The sequence below is a fragment of the Streptomyces sp. NPDC002809 genome (assembly GCF_040295435.1).
Taxonomy (GTDB): domain Bacteria; phylum Actinomycetota; class Actinomycetes; order Streptomycetales; family Streptomycetaceae; genus Streptomyces.
On sequence record NZ_JBEOVJ010000004.1, the window covers coordinates 21158 to 38930 of the forward strand.

15 protein-coding genes are annotated in these 17773 nt (G+C 70.6%); 7 read left to right on the top strand and 8 right to left on the bottom strand.

From position 1 onward, the window contains the following. Positions 1-8 precede the first annotated feature (8 nt). The 3 genes from ABT025_RS03805 (at position 9) to ABT025_RS03815 (ending at position 3801) form a co-directional block, all read left to right on the top strand. Entirely contained in the window at positions 9-1538 is a 1530-nt protein-coding gene (locus ABT025_RS03805) for an SDR family oxidoreductase (RefSeq protein WP_350989483.1), read from the top strand. Positions 1539-1604: 66 nt separating this feature from the next. Then, the gene (locus ABT025_RS03810; RefSeq protein WP_350989485.1) at positions 1605-2978 is read left to right on the top strand and encodes a cryptochrome/photolyase family protein; all 1374 of its coding nucleotides are present in this window, start codon (positions 1605-1607) and stop codon (positions 2976-2978) included. A gap of 208 nt (positions 2979-3186) precedes the next feature. Further along, on the top strand, positions 3187-3801 hold the full coding sequence (locus ABT025_RS03815) for a DUF1275 family protein (protein ID WP_350989805.1): 615 nt from the start codon (positions 3187-3189) through the stop codon (positions 3799-3801). Between the two features lie 179 nt (positions 3802-3980). Here the strand turns inward: ABT025_RS03815 and ABT025_RS03820 are convergent, their stop codons facing one another. After that, positions 3981-4244: a type B 50S ribosomal protein L31 gene (locus ABT025_RS03820; RefSeq protein ID WP_350989488.1), complete on the bottom strand. Its 264-nt coding sequence runs from the start codon at positions 4242-4244 to the stop codon at positions 3981-3983. Positions 4245-4312: 68 nt separating this feature from the next. Beyond that, entirely contained in the window at positions 4313-4477 is a 165-nt protein-coding gene (gene rpmG / locus ABT025_RS03825; RefSeq protein WP_326734205.1) for a 50S ribosomal protein L33, read from the bottom strand. Positions 4478-4720: 243 nt separating this feature from the next. On the opposite strand from rpmG, the gene ABT025_RS03830 reads away from it, so the two are divergent. Both ABT025_RS03830 and ABT025_RS03835 read left to right on the top strand, forming a co-directional pair. Then, positions 4721-5014 (top strand): alpha-amylase inhibitor, encoded by a 294-nt coding sequence (locus ABT025_RS03830; RefSeq protein WP_350989490.1) that lies wholly within the window; start codon positions 4721-4723, stop codon positions 5012-5014. Positions 5015-5361: 347 nt separating this feature from the next. After that, complete coding sequence (locus tag ABT025_RS03835; protein ID WP_350989492.1) at positions 5362-6822, top strand: PP2C family protein-serine/threonine phosphatase; 1461 nt, start codon at positions 5362-5364, stop codon at positions 6820-6822. Positions 6823-6901: 79 nt separating this feature from the next. Here the strand turns inward: ABT025_RS03835 and ABT025_RS03840 are convergent, their stop codons facing one another. Beyond that, positions 6902-8398, bottom strand: coding sequence for a DNA-binding protein NsdB (locus ABT025_RS03840; RefSeq protein ID WP_350989494.1), 1497 nt, complete (start codon positions 8396-8398; stop codon positions 6902-6904). A gap of 231 nt (positions 8399-8629) precedes the next feature. Here ABT025_RS03840 and ABT025_RS03845 point away from each other — a divergent pair, with 231 nt between their 5' ends. Next, positions 8630-9769 (top strand): phosphotransferase, encoded by a 1140-nt coding sequence (locus tag ABT025_RS03845; RefSeq protein WP_350989496.1) that lies wholly within the window; start codon positions 8630-8632, stop codon positions 9767-9769. Positions 9770-9874: 105 nt separating this feature from the next. On the opposite strand, the gene ABT025_RS03850 is transcribed toward ABT025_RS03845, so the two are convergent. After that, positions 9875-11206: an N-acetylmuramoyl-L-alanine amidase gene (locus ABT025_RS03850; protein ID WP_350989498.1), complete on the bottom strand. Its 1332-nt coding sequence runs from the start codon at positions 11204-11206 to the stop codon at positions 9875-9877. Positions 11207-11608: 402 nt separating this feature from the next. Between ABT025_RS03850 and ABT025_RS03855 the strand changes: the two genes are divergently transcribed. Beyond that, entirely contained in the window at positions 11609-13822 is a 2214-nt protein-coding gene (locus ABT025_RS03855) for a terpene synthase family protein (protein ID WP_350989500.1), read from the top strand. On the opposite strand, the gene ABT025_RS03860 is transcribed toward ABT025_RS03855, so the two are convergent. The 4 genes from ABT025_RS03860 to ABT025_RS03875 form a co-directional block, all read right to left on the bottom strand. After that, positions 13798-16032 carry a glycoside hydrolase family 95 protein gene (locus ABT025_RS03860; RefSeq protein ID WP_350989807.1) on the bottom strand — a complete coding sequence of 745 codons (2235 nt, stop codon included), beginning with the start codon at positions 16030-16032 and terminating at the stop codon, positions 13798-13800. The two genes, ABT025_RS03855 and ABT025_RS03860, sit on opposite strands and share 25 nt — an antisense overlap. 292 nt (positions 16033-16324) lie before the next feature. After that, complete coding sequence (locus ABT025_RS03865; RefSeq protein ID WP_018550733.1) at positions 16325-16825, bottom strand: hypothetical protein; 501 nt, start codon at positions 16823-16825, stop codon at positions 16325-16327. A 117-nt stretch (positions 16826-16942) separates the two neighbouring features. After that, complete coding sequence (locus ABT025_RS03870) at positions 16943-17359, bottom strand: ACT domain-containing protein (protein WP_502971884.1); 417 nt, start codon at positions 17357-17359, stop codon at positions 16943-16945. A 156-nt stretch (positions 17360-17515) separates the two neighbouring features. Beyond that, entirely contained in the window at positions 17516-17746 is a 231-nt protein-coding gene (locus tag ABT025_RS03875; protein ID WP_350989811.1) for a DUF397 domain-containing protein, read from the bottom strand. Between the last annotated feature and the right edge of the window lie 27 nt (positions 17747-17773).

Here is a 17773-nt window from a genome sequence, read left to right on the forward strand (position 1 = left end):
GAGATCTCATGACGAGCGACCGCGGGAATCAGCCTCCGCACTGCCTGGTCACCGGCGCCACCGGCTACATCGGTGGGCGGCTGGTCCCGGAACTTCTTGCGGCGGGGTACCGGGTGCGCTGCCTGGCCCGCAGCCCGGAGAAGCTGCGGGACTACCCGTGGGCCGGTGAGGTGGAGATCGTCCGCGGCGATGTCACCGACGCGAAGTCGCTGGCCCCTGCCATGCAGGGCATCGACGTGGCCTACTACCTGGTGCACGCACTGACGGCCGGTGGCGGCTTCGAGGAGACGGACCGCAGGGCCGCCACGGTCTTCGGTGAACAGGCACGCGCGACGGGGGTCGGCCGGATCGTCTACCTCGGCGGCCTCACTCCTTCCGGCGTACCCGAGCAGGAGTTGTCACCGCACCTGCGGTCGCGGGCCGAGGTCGGCAGGATCCTGCTGGCCTCCGGCGTCCCGACCACCGCTCTGAGGGCCGCGGTCATCATCGGATCCGGGTCGGCCTCCTTCGAGATGCTGCGCTATCTCACGGAGCGGCTGCCCGTCATGGTGACGCCGAGCTGGGTGTCCACGCGGATCCAGCCGATCGCCGTGCGGGACGTGCTGCGCTATCTGGTGGGCAGCGCCCGGATGGAGCGGGAGGTGAGCCGCACCTTCGACATCGGCGGGCCGGACATCGTCACCTACCGGGGCATGATGCAGCGGTACGCGGAGGTCGCAGACCTTCCGCAGCGGCTCATCCTGCCCGTTCCGATGCTGACCCCACGGCTGTCCAGCCACTGGATCGGACTGGTCACACCCGTGCCTCGGTCGATTGCGCGCCCGCTCGCCGAGTCGCTGCGGTACGAGGTGGTGTGCCGGGAACACGACATCGCGCAGTACGTCCCCGACGGCCCCGGGCAGCCGTTCGGCCTCGACAAGGCGCTGCGGCTGGCACTCCAACGGGTCCGGGAGGCGCGGGTCACCACCCGGTGGTCCTCCGCATCGGTGCCCGGCGTGCCCAGCGATCCGCTGCCCACCGACCCCGACTGGGCCGGCGGCAGCCTGTACACGGATGTCCGCGGACTCGACGTCGACGCGCCCCCGGAGGCTCTGTGGCGGGTCGTCGAAGGGATCGGCGGCGACCACGGCTGGTATTCCTTCCCGCTCGCCTGGGCGGTGCGCGGGTGGCTCGACCGGCTGGTGGGAGGGGTGGGACTGCGGCGCGGACGGCGGGACACCGACCGGCTGCGCGTGGGTGATTCGCTGGACTTCTGGCGGGTCGAGGAGATCGAGCCGGGCCGCCTGCTGCGGCTGCGCGCCGAGATGCGGCTGCCGGGTCTGGCCTGGCTGGAGATGTACGCGGAGCCCGACGGGCGGGGCCGCTCGCGCTACCGCCAGCGCGCGCTGTTCCATCCGCGCGGGCTGCTCGGCCACGCGTACTGGTGGAGCGTGTGGCCCTTTCACTCGATCGTGTTCGGCGGCATGGCCCGCAACATCGCCCGTTCGGCAGCAGCCGCAAGGTCACCCGAACCGGCGAGTGCCGCGGTGTCGCCCTGACCGGTGCGCCCGCGGACGGCCGGGGGCGGCAGCATGGCAGGTCCCCGGCCTCCCAGGAGTTGTGCCATGACCGCAGCGGTCGTCCTGTTCACTGCCGATCTCCGGCTGCACGACCATCCGCCGCTGCGGGCGGCGCTCGCCTCGTCGGACGAGGTCGTGCCGTTGTTCGTGCGTGACAGCGCGATCGAGGCGGCGGGCTTCGGCGCCCCGAACCGCCTTGCCTTCCTCGCCGACTGCCTGCGGGACCTCGACGCCGGGTTGCGTGAGCGCGGCGGCAGGCTGGTGGTCCGCTCGGGCGATGTCGTCGAGGAGGTGGGCCGGATCGTCGCCGAGACCGGTGCGGCGGACGTCCATCTCGCGGCCGGCGTCAGCACGTACGCCCGTCGTCGCGAGGAGCGGCTGCGCGCCGCGCTCGAAGCCGGCGGGCAACGGCTGCACGTCCACGACGGCGTGATCACCGCGGTCGTGCCGGGCGCCGTGACGCCGGCGGCATCGGACCACTTCGCCGTGTTCACGCCGTACTTCAGGCGCTGGTCCTCGCAAGGGGTACGGGAGGCCTTCGCCGCACCACGTGCCGTGCGGGTCCCGGACGGGCCGGGGTCCGAGGCCCTGCCGGACCGGGGTGAGGTGTCCGGTGTGTCGGAGGGGCTGGCCGAGGGCGGGGAGCGGCAGGGCCGCACCCGGCTCGCCGCATGGCTCCGCCACGGGCTCGCCGCGTACGAGGAGGGTCACGACGATCTGTCCGGCGACGGCACGTCCCGGCTCTCGCCGCATCTGCACTTCGGCACCCTGTCCCCCGTCGAACTCGTCCACCGGGCCCGCGCGGCCGGCGGGGCCGGGGCCGACGCCTTCGTCCGACAGCTGTGCTGGCGCGATTTCCATCACCAGGTCCTCGCGGCCCGTCCCGCCGCGTCCCGGCAGGACTACCGCACCCGGCACGATCACTGGCGGTCCGAGTCGGAGGCCGCCGACGACATCGAGGCCTGGCGGCAGGGGCGCACCGGTTACCCCGTGGTCGACGCGGCGATGCGTCAACTGCTGCACGAGGGCTGGATGCACAACCGCGGACGGCTGCTCGCCGCCGGATTCCTGACCAAGACGCTGTACGTGGACTGGCGCGTCGGCGCCCGGCACTTCCTGGACCTGCTGGTCGACGGCGACATCGCCGACAACCAGCTGAACTGGCAGTGGATGGCCGGGACGGGTACGGACAGCCGCCCCAACCGGGTACTCAATCCCGTGACCCAGGGCAAGCGATACGACCCGGACGGCGACTACGTCCGCCGCTGGGTGCCGGAGCTGGCGGCGGTGTCCGGAGCCGCCGTACACGAGCCGTGGAAGCTCCGAGGGGCGGGGCACGACCTGCCGGACTATCCGCGGCCTGTGGTGGAGCTGCCCGACGGCCTGTCCCGCTTCAGGCGGGCGCGAGGTCTGGACTGAGCGCCGCACGCGCTCCGGAGCCGAAGCCGGTGAGCACGGCCCGCGTCCACCGGGAACGGTGCGGCGCCGCGTCCGCCGCGCCGCACCGTGGGCAACGCCGCCCGGCCGGCCGGGCGGCGGCGAAGATGCTGACGTGCCGACTCCCACCGCATCCACCGAACCCGCCGGCCGCGACACCACGGACGGCTCCCGTGCCCATACGGCGCTTCTGCTGCTGTCGGCGGCCTCCGGGGCGGCGGACGCCTTCGTCTTCATCTGCGTCGGCCAGGTCTTCGCCGGTGTGATGACGGGCAATCTGGTGCTGCTGGGCGCCTCGGCCGCGGGAGCCGGCGAGGAGGGGGTCGCGCTGCGGGTGGTCACCGCGCTGGTCTCGTACGGATGCGGGGTGGCCTGGGGCGCGGTGGCAGGCGAGCGGATGTGGTGGCGGCTGCCCGTCATGCTGTTGTTCGAGGTGGTGCTGCTCGCAGCGGGCGCGGTGCTGTGGGCGTGCGGACTGATCACATCGGATGCGGACCGGCTGGGGTTGCTCGTGGTCATGGGGCTCGCGATGGGCATTCAGGGGCGTGTCCGGGCCACCCCCACGAACTACTTCACCGGAACGCTGACGGCTCTCGTCGCACGGCTGGCCCGGGCATCGTGGCACCGCGACGACGGCTGGGTCACCGGCCGGCTGCTCGCCGTCGTGGCCGGAGCGGCACTGGCGGCGCTGACGGTGCGCCTGTGGCCTGCGTCGGGTGCCGTTTCCGCCGCTGGTCTGGCGGCCGCCGCGCTGTGCGTCGAAGCCGCCGGACGGCGGGCCGTCCCGGCACCGGCCCGGTCGTAGGCCACGGGCAAAGGGAAGCCCCGGCCGGATCGGGGGAATCCAGCCGGGGCGGCTCTGGTGTGGGCGCTCAGCGCGTCATCCACATATAGGTGAACGATAAATCATCCGGTCCAGTTCCCGGGAATCCGCACCCCGGACTGTGATCCAGGGCACGGACTCCCGGGCTCCGGGACGCGGCGTCACGCTCCGGCGGTGGGCACCTCGGCGCCGTAACGGCGGTTGAACTGTTCGATCCGGCCGGCCGTGTCCAACACCTGCCGGGTCCCCGTGTAGAACGGGTGGCTCGCCGACGAGGTCTCCACGTCGATGACGGGATAGCTCCGGCCGTCCTCCCACGTCACCCGCTGATCGGAATCCGCGGTGGAACGGGTGAGGAAGGCCGCCCCCGCGGCGCGGTCACGGAAGACCACCGGACGGGAGACGGGGTGGATTCGGGACTTCATGGGCATTCCTTCCCTGGTGCGGGAGCGGCCGGACGACGCGTCCGGCCCGTCGGCGGTCGGGGCCGCGGTCAGCGTTCCTCGCGGAACAGAACGTGTTGCCCGGCCGCAGGGTCGTACTTGCGCAGGACCAGGCGGTCGGGGTTGTTGCGACGGCTCTTGCGCGTCACATAGCTCTGACCGGTTCCGGCGGTCGAGCGGAGCGTGACGACGGGACGGGCCTCACTGCGGGCCATGGGCACCTCCGGACTTCTGCACCGACCCCGACCCCTTACCGGGAACGGGATTCGTTTTCATTCTGGTCCTGTAACGCGGGCCCGCGCGCGTCCATTCCCGGCCCGTCGGCCACTCCCTCACCGAGCGTCCGCGCGCCGCACCCGAACGCCTCGCGCACTCTCCGGCGGGCCGTCACGCGGGGCCGTGACGATCGTTGATCGCTGTGCCCGGCATTGCAGCCGACTTCCCGAGGAACGTGAGCCATGCGCCTGAAGAACTCCCTGACCACCCTGGCGGCCACCGCGATGATCGCCGCCTGTTCGATGACGGCGGCGGGCCCTGCGGCCGCCGCCGGGGACACCGCGCCCGCCTGCGTGGCGCGCGACGTCATCAAGCAGAACAAGACCGCCTGGACGACGAACAACTGCGGCCGGAACATGCACATCCAGCTGGTGATCAACAACGGTCCCGACAGGTCGTGCTGGACCACCTCCCCCGGCGAGACCCTCGAATGGAAGTGGAAGATGGGCTCGTACGGCCGCATCGCCCTCTGCTGACACCGCGGGCCGGCACCGCCCCCGCGGCCCGGCCCACGCGACCCCGGAGCCCCCGCCCCCGGCAGGGGCTCCGGCCCCGCATATGCCCCGCCACCGGTCCGCCACCACCGCGCGAAACGCCGCTCCCCGGGCGCGCATCAGGCATCGGGTACCCGGTGACTTGCATCAACACCCGTATTCAGCAAGGGTGTTCGATGAATCGGAGTTCCGGCCAGCCGCTGGCATATGCCGGATGCAAGAACGCCTCGAGTGTTGCCAAACCCCTTACGGGCGCCTGCGGGCTGTGCAACAGTCGTATTCGGTCCCCCCTCAGACCTGGTTGTACCGCGCCTGTATCGGAGTACGACATGCCGCCCCATCCGTCCGCGGACCGCCGCGCCCCCCAGCCGCCCGAGCGCGATGCCGTCGACGCGTTGATCAACCGGACGCAACGGCTGCGTGGCGATGTGGACGCGGTGCGGCGCGACACCGTCCTCGTCGACGAGGACGACCCTCGGCTGCGCTGGCAGCGCGCCCTGTGCGACCTGGCGGTCCATCAGCTCGATGATCTCGGCGCGCATCTGGGGCAGCTCAAGCAGGGACTGCCGTCGGAGGCCGCGGAACAGTTCACGGCCGAGGCTGCGGGGCTCGCGGGCGAGGACTCGCCCGCCGGCGAGCAACCGGGTTCGCTCATCGGCCGGGTCGGCAGCGCCGAATGGAATCTGCTGACCGACGAGGTGCGCTGGTCCGACGAACTGCTCCAGATCTTCGGCCGCACGTCCGAGGAAGGACCGCTCTCGCTGGACGACCTTCCCTCCGTGCTCGTGCCCGAGGACCAGCCCCTGCTCACCGCGCTGGTGACGGACTGCCTGGTCGACGGCAAGCCGATAGACGGCGAGTTCCGCGTCCTGCGCACGGACGGGCGGATCAGGACCTTGCACATGATGGGCGAACCCGTCCTCGACATCGACGGCTGCACCGCATCCATGTGGGCGGTCCTGCGCGATGTCAGCGCGCTGCGCCGCAGCCAGCAGGCGGTGCACCGGACCCAGGAGTCCCTCCGCCACCAGCAGCACATCGCCAGGACCGAACGCCGGATGGCCGTGGAACTGCAGGAGGCCGTACTCCCCCCGTGGCGGGGCTCGCTCAGCCTTCCGGATCAGGGGCCCGGGTCCCTGGACATCGCGGCCCACTATCTGCCGTCGGATTCGAGCGCCCTGATCGGCGGCGGCTGGTACGACGCGATGGAACTGCCGGACGGCAGGACGCTGCTCACGGTCGGGGATCTGACCGGTCACGGCATCCAGGCCACCTCCGCCATGGCGATGATCCTGGGTGCACTGCGAGGCATGGCGGTGGCCGGGATCGAGCCCGGAGCCCTGATGGGACACCTCAACCAGTTACTGGAGACATCGATCCAGCCGGCCCTCGGCAGTGCGGTGTGCTGCCGGTTCGACCCCGCCACCCGCACGCTGGAGTGGGCGCAGGCCGGACACCCGGCTCCGCTGCTCTTCCGCAACGGAGCCGGGCGCCCGATTCCCCAGCCCGACGGTGTGCTCCTCGGAGCGGCATCCGGGGTCGCCTACGAGCAGGACGAAGTGCACCTGCTGCCCGGTGATGTGCTGGTACTGCACACCGACGGGCTGGCCCGGGGCACGGGGAACGCACACAGCGGTCTTCGTCCGGGCACGGAAAAACTCCTCGGACTCGCGCCGCGCTTCGCCGAGGCCCGAACGGCGCAGGAATGTGTGCGGACCGTCGTCGAGGAGTTCGGTGGCACCGAGCGACTGGACGACGCGTGTGTACTGATCGCCCGTGTCGGGGCGTAGAACAGTACGGGCACACCACGCACAGGAGTGGGCTCAGGAAGTTCAGGGCACGGGACCGCTGTCGCCACACACCCGATGGTCAGATCTCTGAACTCCTGGGCCTCTTGATGATGGAACTGTGCGGCAGCGAGAGCTCGATCTCCTCACGCAGGTCCTCGATCTTCGCGTAGCCCGCGAACTGGCCCGTGAGCCTGTACATCTCGCGCAGCCGGTCCCAGGTGCGGTGCGAGGATGTCTCCCCCATCGTCACCAGGGCGAGCCGGGCGTAACGGTCGGCCTGCTCGGGGTCGTCGGCGATGAAGCATGCCGAAGCCAGCGAGATGTAGTCGAAGATCTTGGATCGCTGGCGTCCGTTGACCCGCAGTTCCAGCGCCTGCTTCGCATGGCGTTGGGCGGGGACGGCAGCTGAGGGGTCGTGCTCGGCCAGCGTGCGGAACGCCAGGGCCTGCATGCCGTGCAGATCCGCCTCGTCGAACATCTGCATCCAACTGGGCGGTGGCACATCCCCCTTGTCGGAGATGAAGAGCTCCTCGGCCCGGCCGAGGGTGCGCCGCATCGCCTGTCCCCGCCCCATGGAGGCCTGCGCCCATGCCTCGATGGTGTGCAGCATCGCCTGGGTGCGTGGCAGAACCATGTCGCCCGAGCCGGACTTGGCGAGCTTCATGAGGTCGAGTGCGTCGTCGGGACGGCCCAGATGGACCATCTGGCGGGCCGCCCTGGAGAGCGCCTCGCCCGCCCGCGGCCGGTCACCGCCCTCACGCGCGGCGTGCGCGGCGATGACGAAGTACTTCTGGGCCGTGGGTTCGAGGCCGATGTCGTGGGACATCCAGCCCGCGAGTACGGCGAGGTTGGCGGCGACGCCCCAGAGGCGGCGCTGCAGATGGTCGGGGTGGCGGTAGGCGAGCATGCCTCCCACCTCGTTGAGCTGGCCCACCACGGCCTTGCGCTGGAGGCCGCCGCCACGGGAGGCGTCCCAGGCGCGGAACACCTCCACAGAGCGCTCCAGCGCCTCGATCTCCTCGGAGCCGATGGGCGCTGCCTCGTACCGGTCGTAGCCGGCCGGATCCGCGTGCACGGGGTCGTCGATGCGTGGGGCGTCGGCCGCCAGTACGGGGTCAGTGTGCAGCCAGTCGTGCATGGGGCCGGCAATCGTGGAGCCGGCGGCGAGCGCGGCGCCCGCGCTCACCAAGCCGCGTCGGTTGAGCATGAGGTCCATTCCCGTGAATTCGGTGAGGACCGCTGCCGTCCGCTCGGGCGCCCACGGGAGTTGGTCGGGATTGTGTTCCGTCCCGGTCTCTCGCCGTTTCCCCACACGCCCGCGTCGGCCGAACCCGAGATCCTCGATGGTCACGACACGACCGAGCCGCTCGGTGAACAGAGCTGCCAGCACTTTGGGCACGGGATCGCGCGGGGACTCCCCCATGTCGATCCATCGCCTTACGCGCGAGGTGTCGGTGGCCAGCTGCGGGTGGCCCATGGCCGCCGCCTGCCGGTTCACCATTCTCGCGAGTTCGCCCTTGGACCAGCCGGCAAGGCCGAACAGGTCCGACAGGCGGGTGTTGGGTTCTCCGGTCACGTCAAGCCCCCAGGTTCTCGGCTGTGTTGACAGTAACCCCCTGTCAGATGCCCTGCGACTATTCGCCAGGGTTCGCCAGGGTCCGCCACATGGTCTGCCACCCGCGCGCCGGTGTCAGGTAGGAAAGCGCCACCCCGCCCGGCAGCCCTAGGTACTCCCCAGGGTGCCGAACGGCCGTCGGCCGGGGCGGCGCACGCAACTTGTCGGCGCACGAAGGGATCTGTCTAGCCCATGTACACAGCATCGTCCTCCGTGTCCGCCCCGCCCCGGCCGCTGCGTCCCCTGGGAGTGGGTGGCGGACCGTATCTCGACCCCCGCGCCGTCGTCCCCGCGCCCGGCATCGGCCGGCCCCGGCGCGCGGCAGGGCCGGGTACCCCCTCGCTCAGCGGCAGACTGGACCTCTCCGGTCCGCAGGGCGCTCAGCTGAGGATGGCGATCGCCTCGGTCCACCGGATCTGCCCGGAGTTCAATCCGGTTCAGGTGCTGCGGCGCAGCGGCCGTTCGGTACTCCTCGTCGGTTCCACCGGCCGCACGACCGCGGTCGCCAAGTGTTTACTCGACCACTCCCCCGCATGGTCGGAGCGGTTCCGCCACGAAATAGCGTCATACCGGGCGTTCGTCCGGCACCGTCCGCCGGTCCGGGTGCCCCGGCTCATCGCAGCGGACCCGGAGAACTGCACTCTGGTCATCGAGCGGATGCCCGGCCGGGTGGCGGCGCTGACCAGGCACCCGTCGGAGGCCCCGCCACGCGCCGACCTGCGGGCCGTGCTCGGTGCGGTCAGCCGGGTCAACGCCTGGCGCCCACCGGCCGGTCTGTTCGACGCCCCTCTGGACTACGCGGCACGCATCGCGCGGTATCACGAGCTCGGTCTGTTCACCGACCGCGATCTGGGGGACCTTCAGAAGCTGCTGCACGGCCTGGCCCACGCCGGGGGCCGTCAAGGCATGGGGCAGTTCTGCCACGGTGACGCCCTGCTCTCCAACATCCTCCTGTCGCCCACCGGTCCGGTTCTGGTGGACTGGGAACACGCCGGGTGGTACCTGCCGGGCTACGACCTGGCGACGCTGTGGGCGGTTCTGGGGGACGCGCCGGTGGCGCGCCGTCAGATCAGCCAGCTGGCCCAGGTCGCGGGCCCGGCGGCGCGGGACTCGTTCCTGGTCAACCTGATGCTCGTACTCACGCGAGAGATCCGTACGTACGAGACGGCCCTCCAGCGGGCCATGCGGGACACCACCGCACCGGCCAGGACGGGGCAGGACCGTCCGGGTGCGCTCTCGTCGGGTGAGGAGCAGCGACTGCTGCTGCGTCGCCTGCACGACGACTGCGCCATGGCGCGGAGTGCCGTTCGAGCCGCGGTCGGCACTCGCTGACCTGCCGATGGGGATGCGCGCTGCGGGGCCGGTGCCGACACACCGGACCCGCAGCGCGCTGTTGTGCTGTCCCCCGGGCCGAGGCCTGAGCCCGGCCGGCGGGCCTCAGTGTGCGCGGACGATGTCCACGTCGGCTGCCTTCACGAAGGCGATGCGGTGGCCGATCTGGACCGTCACGTACTTCTCCTTGCCCCGGAAGTACGCGTGGTCCAGGGGGTAGGAGGAGTCGATGGTCGGCGCGTAGAAGAAGCCGGTGGGGGCCTCTCCACCGCCGGGGTAGGACTGGCCGGCCTTGATGGTGTACTGCAGGGCAGTGCCCACCCGCTGGTCAGCGAAGTCGGCCGGGTACTCCGACTTCTCCGGGTACGCCACCCCGTACACCGGCACCTCCGCCTTGCCCGCCCTGGGCCTGACGACGTACCCGGCGGTGGGGGTGGTGGTGCGGGCGTGGTCCGGGGTGCGGAGCCAAGCCTTCTTGCCGTACCACCAGATCGCCGTCCAGCCGGGTGCGTGGTCGGCGACGACGGCCTGCTGAGTGGCGCTGATCTTGCTGCCCCAGTCGGCGGCGCAGTTGGTGCCGGGCGAGCCGTCCGTATGCAGCCCCGGGTCGGAGAAGAGCGGTGCGTCGTCGGAGGGTTCCGTGTGGAGCGGCACGGCGCTGGAGCCCTGCACGGGCAGGTCGACGCCCTTCTCGCAGTCGCGGAACGCCTGCTGGTTGTCCTTGAACCGCGGGCTGACGGTGATGAGTTCGCTGCTCTTCCGGGCCGTCGGCACAGTGGGTTCGCCGAGGAGGGCCATGAAGCGGTTCCAGTCCCAGTAGGTGCCCGGGTCCCAGTGCATGTTCTTGGTGCCGGCGGCGCTGGTGGGCGGTACCCCGTCGTGGCCGATGATGTGCTGGCGGTCGAGCGGGATGTCGTACTTGGCGGCGAGATAGCGCACGAGTGCCGCGGTGGAGCGGTACATCTCGGGGGTGTACCACTTCGCACCCTCGGTGGCGACGCCCTCCTGCTCGATGCCGATCGAGTGGGTGTTGAGGTACCAGTTCCCGGCCTGCCAGGCAACGTCCTTGTTCTTCACCATCTGCGTGACATGACCGTCGCCGGAACGCACCACGTAGTGGGCCGAGGTCTGCTTCAGCGGGTTCTGGAAGATCTTCAGGGTGGTGTCGAAGTCCTCCTCGGTGTCGTGGAGGACAATGAACTTGATCTTGTTGCTGTGCGGCCGGTCCGCGGTGTCGTAGTTGCCGTACGTCTCCTTGTCGGCCGGGTCACCGGTCTGCTGGTAGGCGGCCGGGACCCAGTCGCATGCCAGACCGCGCGGGCACTCCGGCCGCACCCCGTCCGCGTCGGCGTGTGCCGCGGGACTCAGCAGCGCGAGACTCAGTGCGCCGGCGGTGGTCAGCGCGAGTGCGCGTCCGGTCCTCTGCTTGGACGTCATGACAACCCTTCTTGGAGCTGGGCGTTTCCCGAGCCGTACGTGTCGAGAGGTGTTCGTGTTCCGATCTCGTGTTGCTTCGTGCGCGCACACTCTGTGACCTGAGGTGATGGCACGTCAAGGGTGTGGTGGAGGCCGCGGGTCGAGCCAGTGGACCAGACCACTGGCAGGTGCTCTGACCTGCGGCCGGAAAGGAGCAACGGGATTCTGGCGATGCCGCGTTACCTGAGTTTTACGCAGGGGCCGGCCGGCCGGCGGGGCCGGGCGTCGTCCCTCGAACGAGCGCACTTCTTGTGTGACTAATGATGTCTGTGCGTGCCCCGAACGGCCGAGGGGTAGTGCTCGCGCGGACACGACCGATCCGCGTGACGCTCGCGCGGAGGCTCACCGAAAGGCCGGACGCACATGGCACAGCCCTTCACTCTGCCGGACTTCTATGTTCCGTATCCGGCGCGCCTCAATCCGCATGTCGAGGAGGCGCGGCAGCACACGAAGACGTGGGCGCGGGCCATAGGGATGCTGGAGGGGTCCGGCATCTGGGAGGAGAAGGACCTCGACTCCCACGACTACGCGCTGCTGTGCGCGTACACCCACCCCGACTGCTCGGCCGAGGCCCTGTCCCTGGTCACCGACTGGTACGTGTGGGTCTTCTTCTTCGACGACCACTTCCTGGAACTGTTCAAGCGGACCCCGGACCGCGCGGGAGGCAAGGCGTACCTGGACCGGTTGCCCGCGTTCATGCCGATGGAGCGGGGTGCGCCGACGCCGGAGCCGACCAATCCGGTCGAGGCGGGGCTGGCGGACCTGTGGGCGCGGACGGTGCCCGGCATGACGGACGCATGGCGCGTGAGGTTCGCCGAGGCGACGAAGAACCTGCTGAACGAGTCGCTGTGGGAGCTCGCCAACATCAACGAGGGGCGCATCGCGAACCCCGTCGAGTACATCGAGATGCGCCGCAAGGTGGGCGGCGCCCCCTGGTCGGCGGGTCTGGTGGAGTACGCGGCCGGTGCCGAGGTGCCCGAGGCGGTGGCCGGCGAACGGGCGTTGCGCGTACTGCGTGACGCGTTCTCGGACGGTGTCCACCTGCGCAACGACCTGTTCTCGTACCAGCGCGAGGTCGAGGACGAGGGCGAGAACAGCAACGGCGTCCTGGTCCTTGAGCGCTTTCTCGACTGCTCGACGCAGGAGGCCGCCGAGGCGGTGAACGATCTGCTGACGTCACGGCTCCAGCAGTTCGAGAACACCGCACTCACCGAACTGGGCCCGCTCTGCGCGGGGAAGGGTCTCGACGCCGCGCAGACGGCCGCGGTGCTCGCGTACGTCAAGGGGCTGCAGGACTGGCAGTCCGGCGGCCATGAGTGGCACATGCGCTCCAGCCGCTACATGAACGACGGCGGGGCCGAACCGGCCGTGCCGGGTTTCGGGATGGCCGCCGCGTCGATCCGCTTCACTCCTCGCTCGGAGTTCGCCAGGCTGCGCAGCCACACCCATCTGCCGTACCGGCATGTCGGCCCGTCCCTGCTGCCCGACTTCGATCTTCCGTTCGGCACGACGCTCAGTCCGCATCTGGACGGGGCCCGGGAGCGGATGGTCGGCTGGGCGGACGGGGTGGGCATCCTCCAGGCGCAGCCGGGGGTGCCGGGCTCGCACATCTGGGACGAGCAGCGGCTGCGGGCGATCGACCTGCCACTGTGCGCGGCGGGTATCCACCCGGACGCCACCCCGGAGGAACTCGACCTGTCCTCGCAGTGGCTGGCGTGGGGGACGTACGGGGACGACTGGTTCCCGGTGGTGCACGGTCGCACCCGTGATCTGGCGGGGGCCCGCCTCGCCAACGAGCGGCTGTCGCTCTTCATGCCACTGGACGGGGCCGCGCCGCCCGCGCCCGTCAACGCGCTGGAACGCGGCCTGTGCGACCTCTGGCAGCGCACCTGCGCGCCCATGGACGACAGCGGCAGGCGTGCGTTCCGCACGTCCATCGAGGACATGACAGCCAGCTGGCTGTGGGAGCTGGCGAACCAGGCGCAGAACCGGATTCCTGACCCGGTGGACTATGTCGAGATGCGCCGCATGACGTTCGGCTCGGATCTGACGATGAGCCTGTGCCGGCTCGGGCACGGCAGGAAGGTACCGCCGGAGATCTACGAGAGCGGCCCGCTGCGCTCCCTGGAGAACGCGGCGGCCGACTACGCCGCACTCCTCAACGACCTGTTCTCGTACCAGAAGGAGATCGAGTACGAGGGTGAGGTGCACAACGGTGTGCTGGTGGTGCAGAACTTCTTCGGGGTGGACTATCCGACGGGGGTGGCGATCCTGCACGATCTGATGAAGTCGCGGCTGCGCCAGTTCCTGCACGTCGCCGAGAACGAACTCCCTGTGCTGTACGACGACTTCGGTCTGGATGCCGAGGCGAGGGAGGTCCTAGCCGGATACGTCCAGGAGCTGAAGCACTGGATCGCGGGCATCCTGATCTGGCACCGGGGCTGCAGGCGTTACCGCGAGGAGGATCTGCGACGGGGCACCGCGGCCCCGTGGCACCTGAGCGGTCCCACGGGGATCGGTACTTCGGCGGCGCAGGTGACCTCGCTGTTCGCTCAGCTCTCCGGGGTCAGCGTGTAGCGCTTGCCGGCGCGGGCCCTGATGACCTTCTCGCCGCCGCTGAACAGCGTGCTGCGGACGGTCACTTCGCGGGTCCGGCCCGCCGTGATCACCACACGGCGGGCCTGCCCGGCGGCCCATTCGATGTCGACGGTGAATCCTCCGCGGGCGCGCAGCCCGCGCACCGACCCGGCCGGCCAGGCGGCGGGGAGGGCGGGGAGGATCTCGACGGCGTCGTGCTGGCTCTGCAGCAGCATCTCCGCGATACCCGAAGTGGCGCCGAAGTTCCCGTCGATCTGGAACGGCGGGTGGGTGTCCCAGAGGTTGGGCAGGGTGGAGTTCTTCAGCTGCTCGGAGAGCATCTTGTGGGCGTGGCCTCCGTCCCGCAGCCGCGCCCAGAAGTTGATCTTCCAGGCCTTGGACCAGCCGGTGCCGCCGTCCCCGCGGGCACCCAGGGAGACCTTGGCGGCTTCGGCCCAGGCACTGCCCGCCTCGATCTGCCGGCCGGGGTGGAGGCCGAAGAGGTGGGAGACGTGGCGGTGGTCATCGGCCGGGTCGTCGCGGTCGGTCTTCCACTCCTGGAGCTGGCCCCAGGACCCGATGCGCAGGCCGGGGTCGATGCGGGCGAGGGCCGTTTCGAGACGGCCGCGGAAGGCGGGTGCGTCACCGAGGGTGCGGGCCGCCTCCAGGGTGCTGGTGAGGAGGTCGTGGACGATTTGCTGGGACATCGCGGCCCCTGCGGTGAAGTCACCGTGCTCGGGCGAGTAGCTCGGGGTGACGACGAGGAGTCCGTCGCGGGGGTCGGTGCGGAGGTTGGCCAGCCAGAATTCGGCGGCTTCCTTCATCGCCGGGTAGGCGGTGGAGCGCAGGTAGTCGGTGGAACCGCTGAAGCGGTAGTGCTCGTACATCTGCTGGGTGAGCCAGGCGGCGGCCTCGGGGAACCAGAACGCGGTGGACCAGTCGTGCACTCCGGTGAAGCCGTACGGGTTGGTCTCGTTGTGCACGACCCAGCCGTCGGTGCCGAACATCTCCTTCGCCGTCCTGCGGCCGGGCTCGCGCATGGCCTCGATGTAGCGGTCGTACGGGGCGGTGGTCTCGGCGAGGTTGGTGACCTCGGCGAGCCAGTAGTTCATCTGGAGGTTGATGTTGGTGTGGTAGTCGGCGGACCAGGGCGGGGTGGTCGAGTTGTTCCAGACGCCCTGGAGGTTGGCGGGCAGCGAGCCGGCCCGCGAGGAGGCGATCAGCAGGTAGCGGCCGTACTGGAAGAAGAGCGCCTCCAGTGCCCGGTCCGCGGCGCTCGTTCCGCCGGTGTAGGCGCTCAGCAACTGATCGGTGGGCAGGTCGGGCAGTTGCTGACCGATGTCGAGGGCGACCCGGTCGAAGAGAGTGCGGTGGTCGTTCACATGGGCGTCGCGGACGCGCTCGTACGGGGTTGCCGCCGCGGTGTCGACCGCGGCCGTGACCTTGGTGTGCGGGTCCTGTCCGCGGTAGGCGGGCCAGGTGTCCGCGTAGTCGGTGCCGGCCGCGAGGAAGAACCACGCACTGTCCGCGCCGGTGACGGTGAGGCTGCCGTCGGCCCCGGCGGTGACCTTGCCACCGGTGGTGCGGACGCGGATCTGGGCCTCGAAGCGCAGGCCGTTGTCCTTGAGGGCGCCCCTGACGGTGAGGCGGTCACCGACGGCGGATGCGGAGAAGTCGGTGCGCGGCGAGGTGTGGCGCAGAGTGAAGGCCACCTGTCCCGGGCGGTCCGCCGTCAGCCGTCCGGCGATGACGGAACCGGGGTGGGAGACGAAGAACTCCCGGCTGTGGGCGACGCCTTCGTGCGTGTACGTGACGGTCGCGAGGGCGGTCCGCAGGTCCAGGCCACGGCGGTAGGAGGAGTCGGGGGCGACCGGTGCGCCCGGCACGTCGAGGTGCAGTTCTCCGAAGACCTGGTAGGCGCCGTAGCCGCGCCGCGACTGTCCGAGCTCGGCGGCCACGGCGTCGGGACCGAGGGCGCCTTCGTTGTCGAGGCGCTCCTGCACGCCGGCGAGGGCGCCCGGTCTGGGGGCGGTCCAGTTGCCGAAGTCGTACCCCTGGGCCGAACCGGGGCCGCCGGTCCAGAGGGTCTTCTCGTTGAAGGTGAGGAGCTCGGAGGCCAGCGTTCCATGGACGCTCGCGCCGAGGGCTCCGCCGCCGATGGGCAGGGATTCGCGCTCCCAGTCGGCGGCGGGCGCACGGTAGTGGAGCACCGGGTTCGGCAGCTCCGCCTTCTGCTTTACCGTCGTCGATTCATCGGAGGTCCCTGCGGCGGTGGCAGTGCCATTGAGAGCGGGAACTCCCAGTGCCAGAGCACCTGATACGCCGATCGCTGTCTTCACGGTGGTACGTCGCGTCATCCCGGATGTCATGCCGAACGACGCTAGAGGTCCGACGACTGCCCGGACAAGACGCATGACGAAGCGGCCTCTTGGACGGAGGCCGCTTGTACTTGGACGGAAGTGCCACCACCGGTCGGGCCGCCGTGCGGCGACCCGGGCCGGATCAGCCCTGCTGGAAGAGCTCGGCGGGCAGCGGCTTCAGGAGGGTGTACAGATCGTCGGTGATCGGCCGGTCCCAGCTGGCGATGGTGACGAGCACGCCGTCGCTGCGGTCGAACTGGACGCAGGAGATGCGGCTCTCGGAGAGCTTCACACGGCGGACGATCAGCAGGTTGTCCCCCTGCATCACGGGCATGTCCTCGGTGCCGGTCACCTCGACCGGCTCGTCGTTCTCCAGCGCGAGCAGCAGCTGGGCCACCTCGAAGGGGACCTGGCCCTCCTCCGTCTCGCGGGCGGGTGATCCCTCAGGGAGGTTGCCGATGATCATCGCGGGGCCGCGGCCGCCGAACAGGTCGTAGCGCAGGAAGACGCCCTGACAGCTGCCGTCGGGGGCGGGCAGCAGGCCGGCGCCGAGGTTTCCGGGCCAGTCGCCCGGGTCCATGGCCAGGACGTCGAAGTCGGGGCCCGCGGGTGTGGCGGCGCTACGGCGGCGGAGGAAGGACATGCAGACATGTTACGTGGCCGGGCCCGCCTCGCCGAGCCGGGCCCGCAAGGCGGGCTCGGCAGCCGGAGGCACCCGTGCGCAGGAGGGTGCCCCCGTCCGCCCTGTCGCGCCGCCCTGTCACCCCGCGCCCGACTCCGCGGCCAGCGTCTCGAGAACGGCGACGGCCTCGGCGGCCCGGTCGTAAGGGACGAAGAGGTGGTCGTGGTGGAAGGCGGCCACCACGTTGCAGCTGATTCCCGCGTCGGTGAGGGCGAGCGAGACGGCGGCGGTCAGCCCGACGGCCTCCAGCGCCGAGTGCACACGGAGCGTGATCCAGCCGGCAGTGAAGGAGCAGGACAGTCCCGCCGCCGCGGCCTGCGCCTCCGGGAGCACCAGCGTGAGCCCTTCGGCCTCACGGACCATGACGACGGGGGCGGTGCCTTCGGGCACGACTCCGTCGGGCGCGGTGGCGTAGACGTAGCGCCCGGGGTTCAGCTCCGGACGCAGGTCGCTCAGCAGGACGCGAAGATCATTCTCACCTGTCGCGTCCACCACGCTACCGATGGTTCGCGGTGCCGCTCGCGAGGACGTGCCCCTCGGGTGCGGTCGGCGCGGACTTCTCGCGGGCCGGTGCATGGCACAGGCCGCTCGGCCACCGGCCGCAGGCAGGTGGCTGGGGGCGCGAGCTGCTGTGGTCCCGACCGGGGTCCTTCACTTCGGGTCGAACGCGCCGTCCCGGGCGCGCTCGACGAAGACACGCCATTCCGCCGGGGTGAAGACGAGCGGCGGGCTGCCGGGGCGCCCGGCGTTGCGCATCGCGATGAATCCCTCGACGAAGGCGATCTGGACGTCGCCGATGCCCTGACTGCCGGACTGCCACCGGGCGTTGCCCAGGTCGAGCCCCGCCTTGTCCCAGCCGGCGAACCGCTGCTGGGGGATCATCCTCCGTGCCACGTCGGCTCCTCCTGC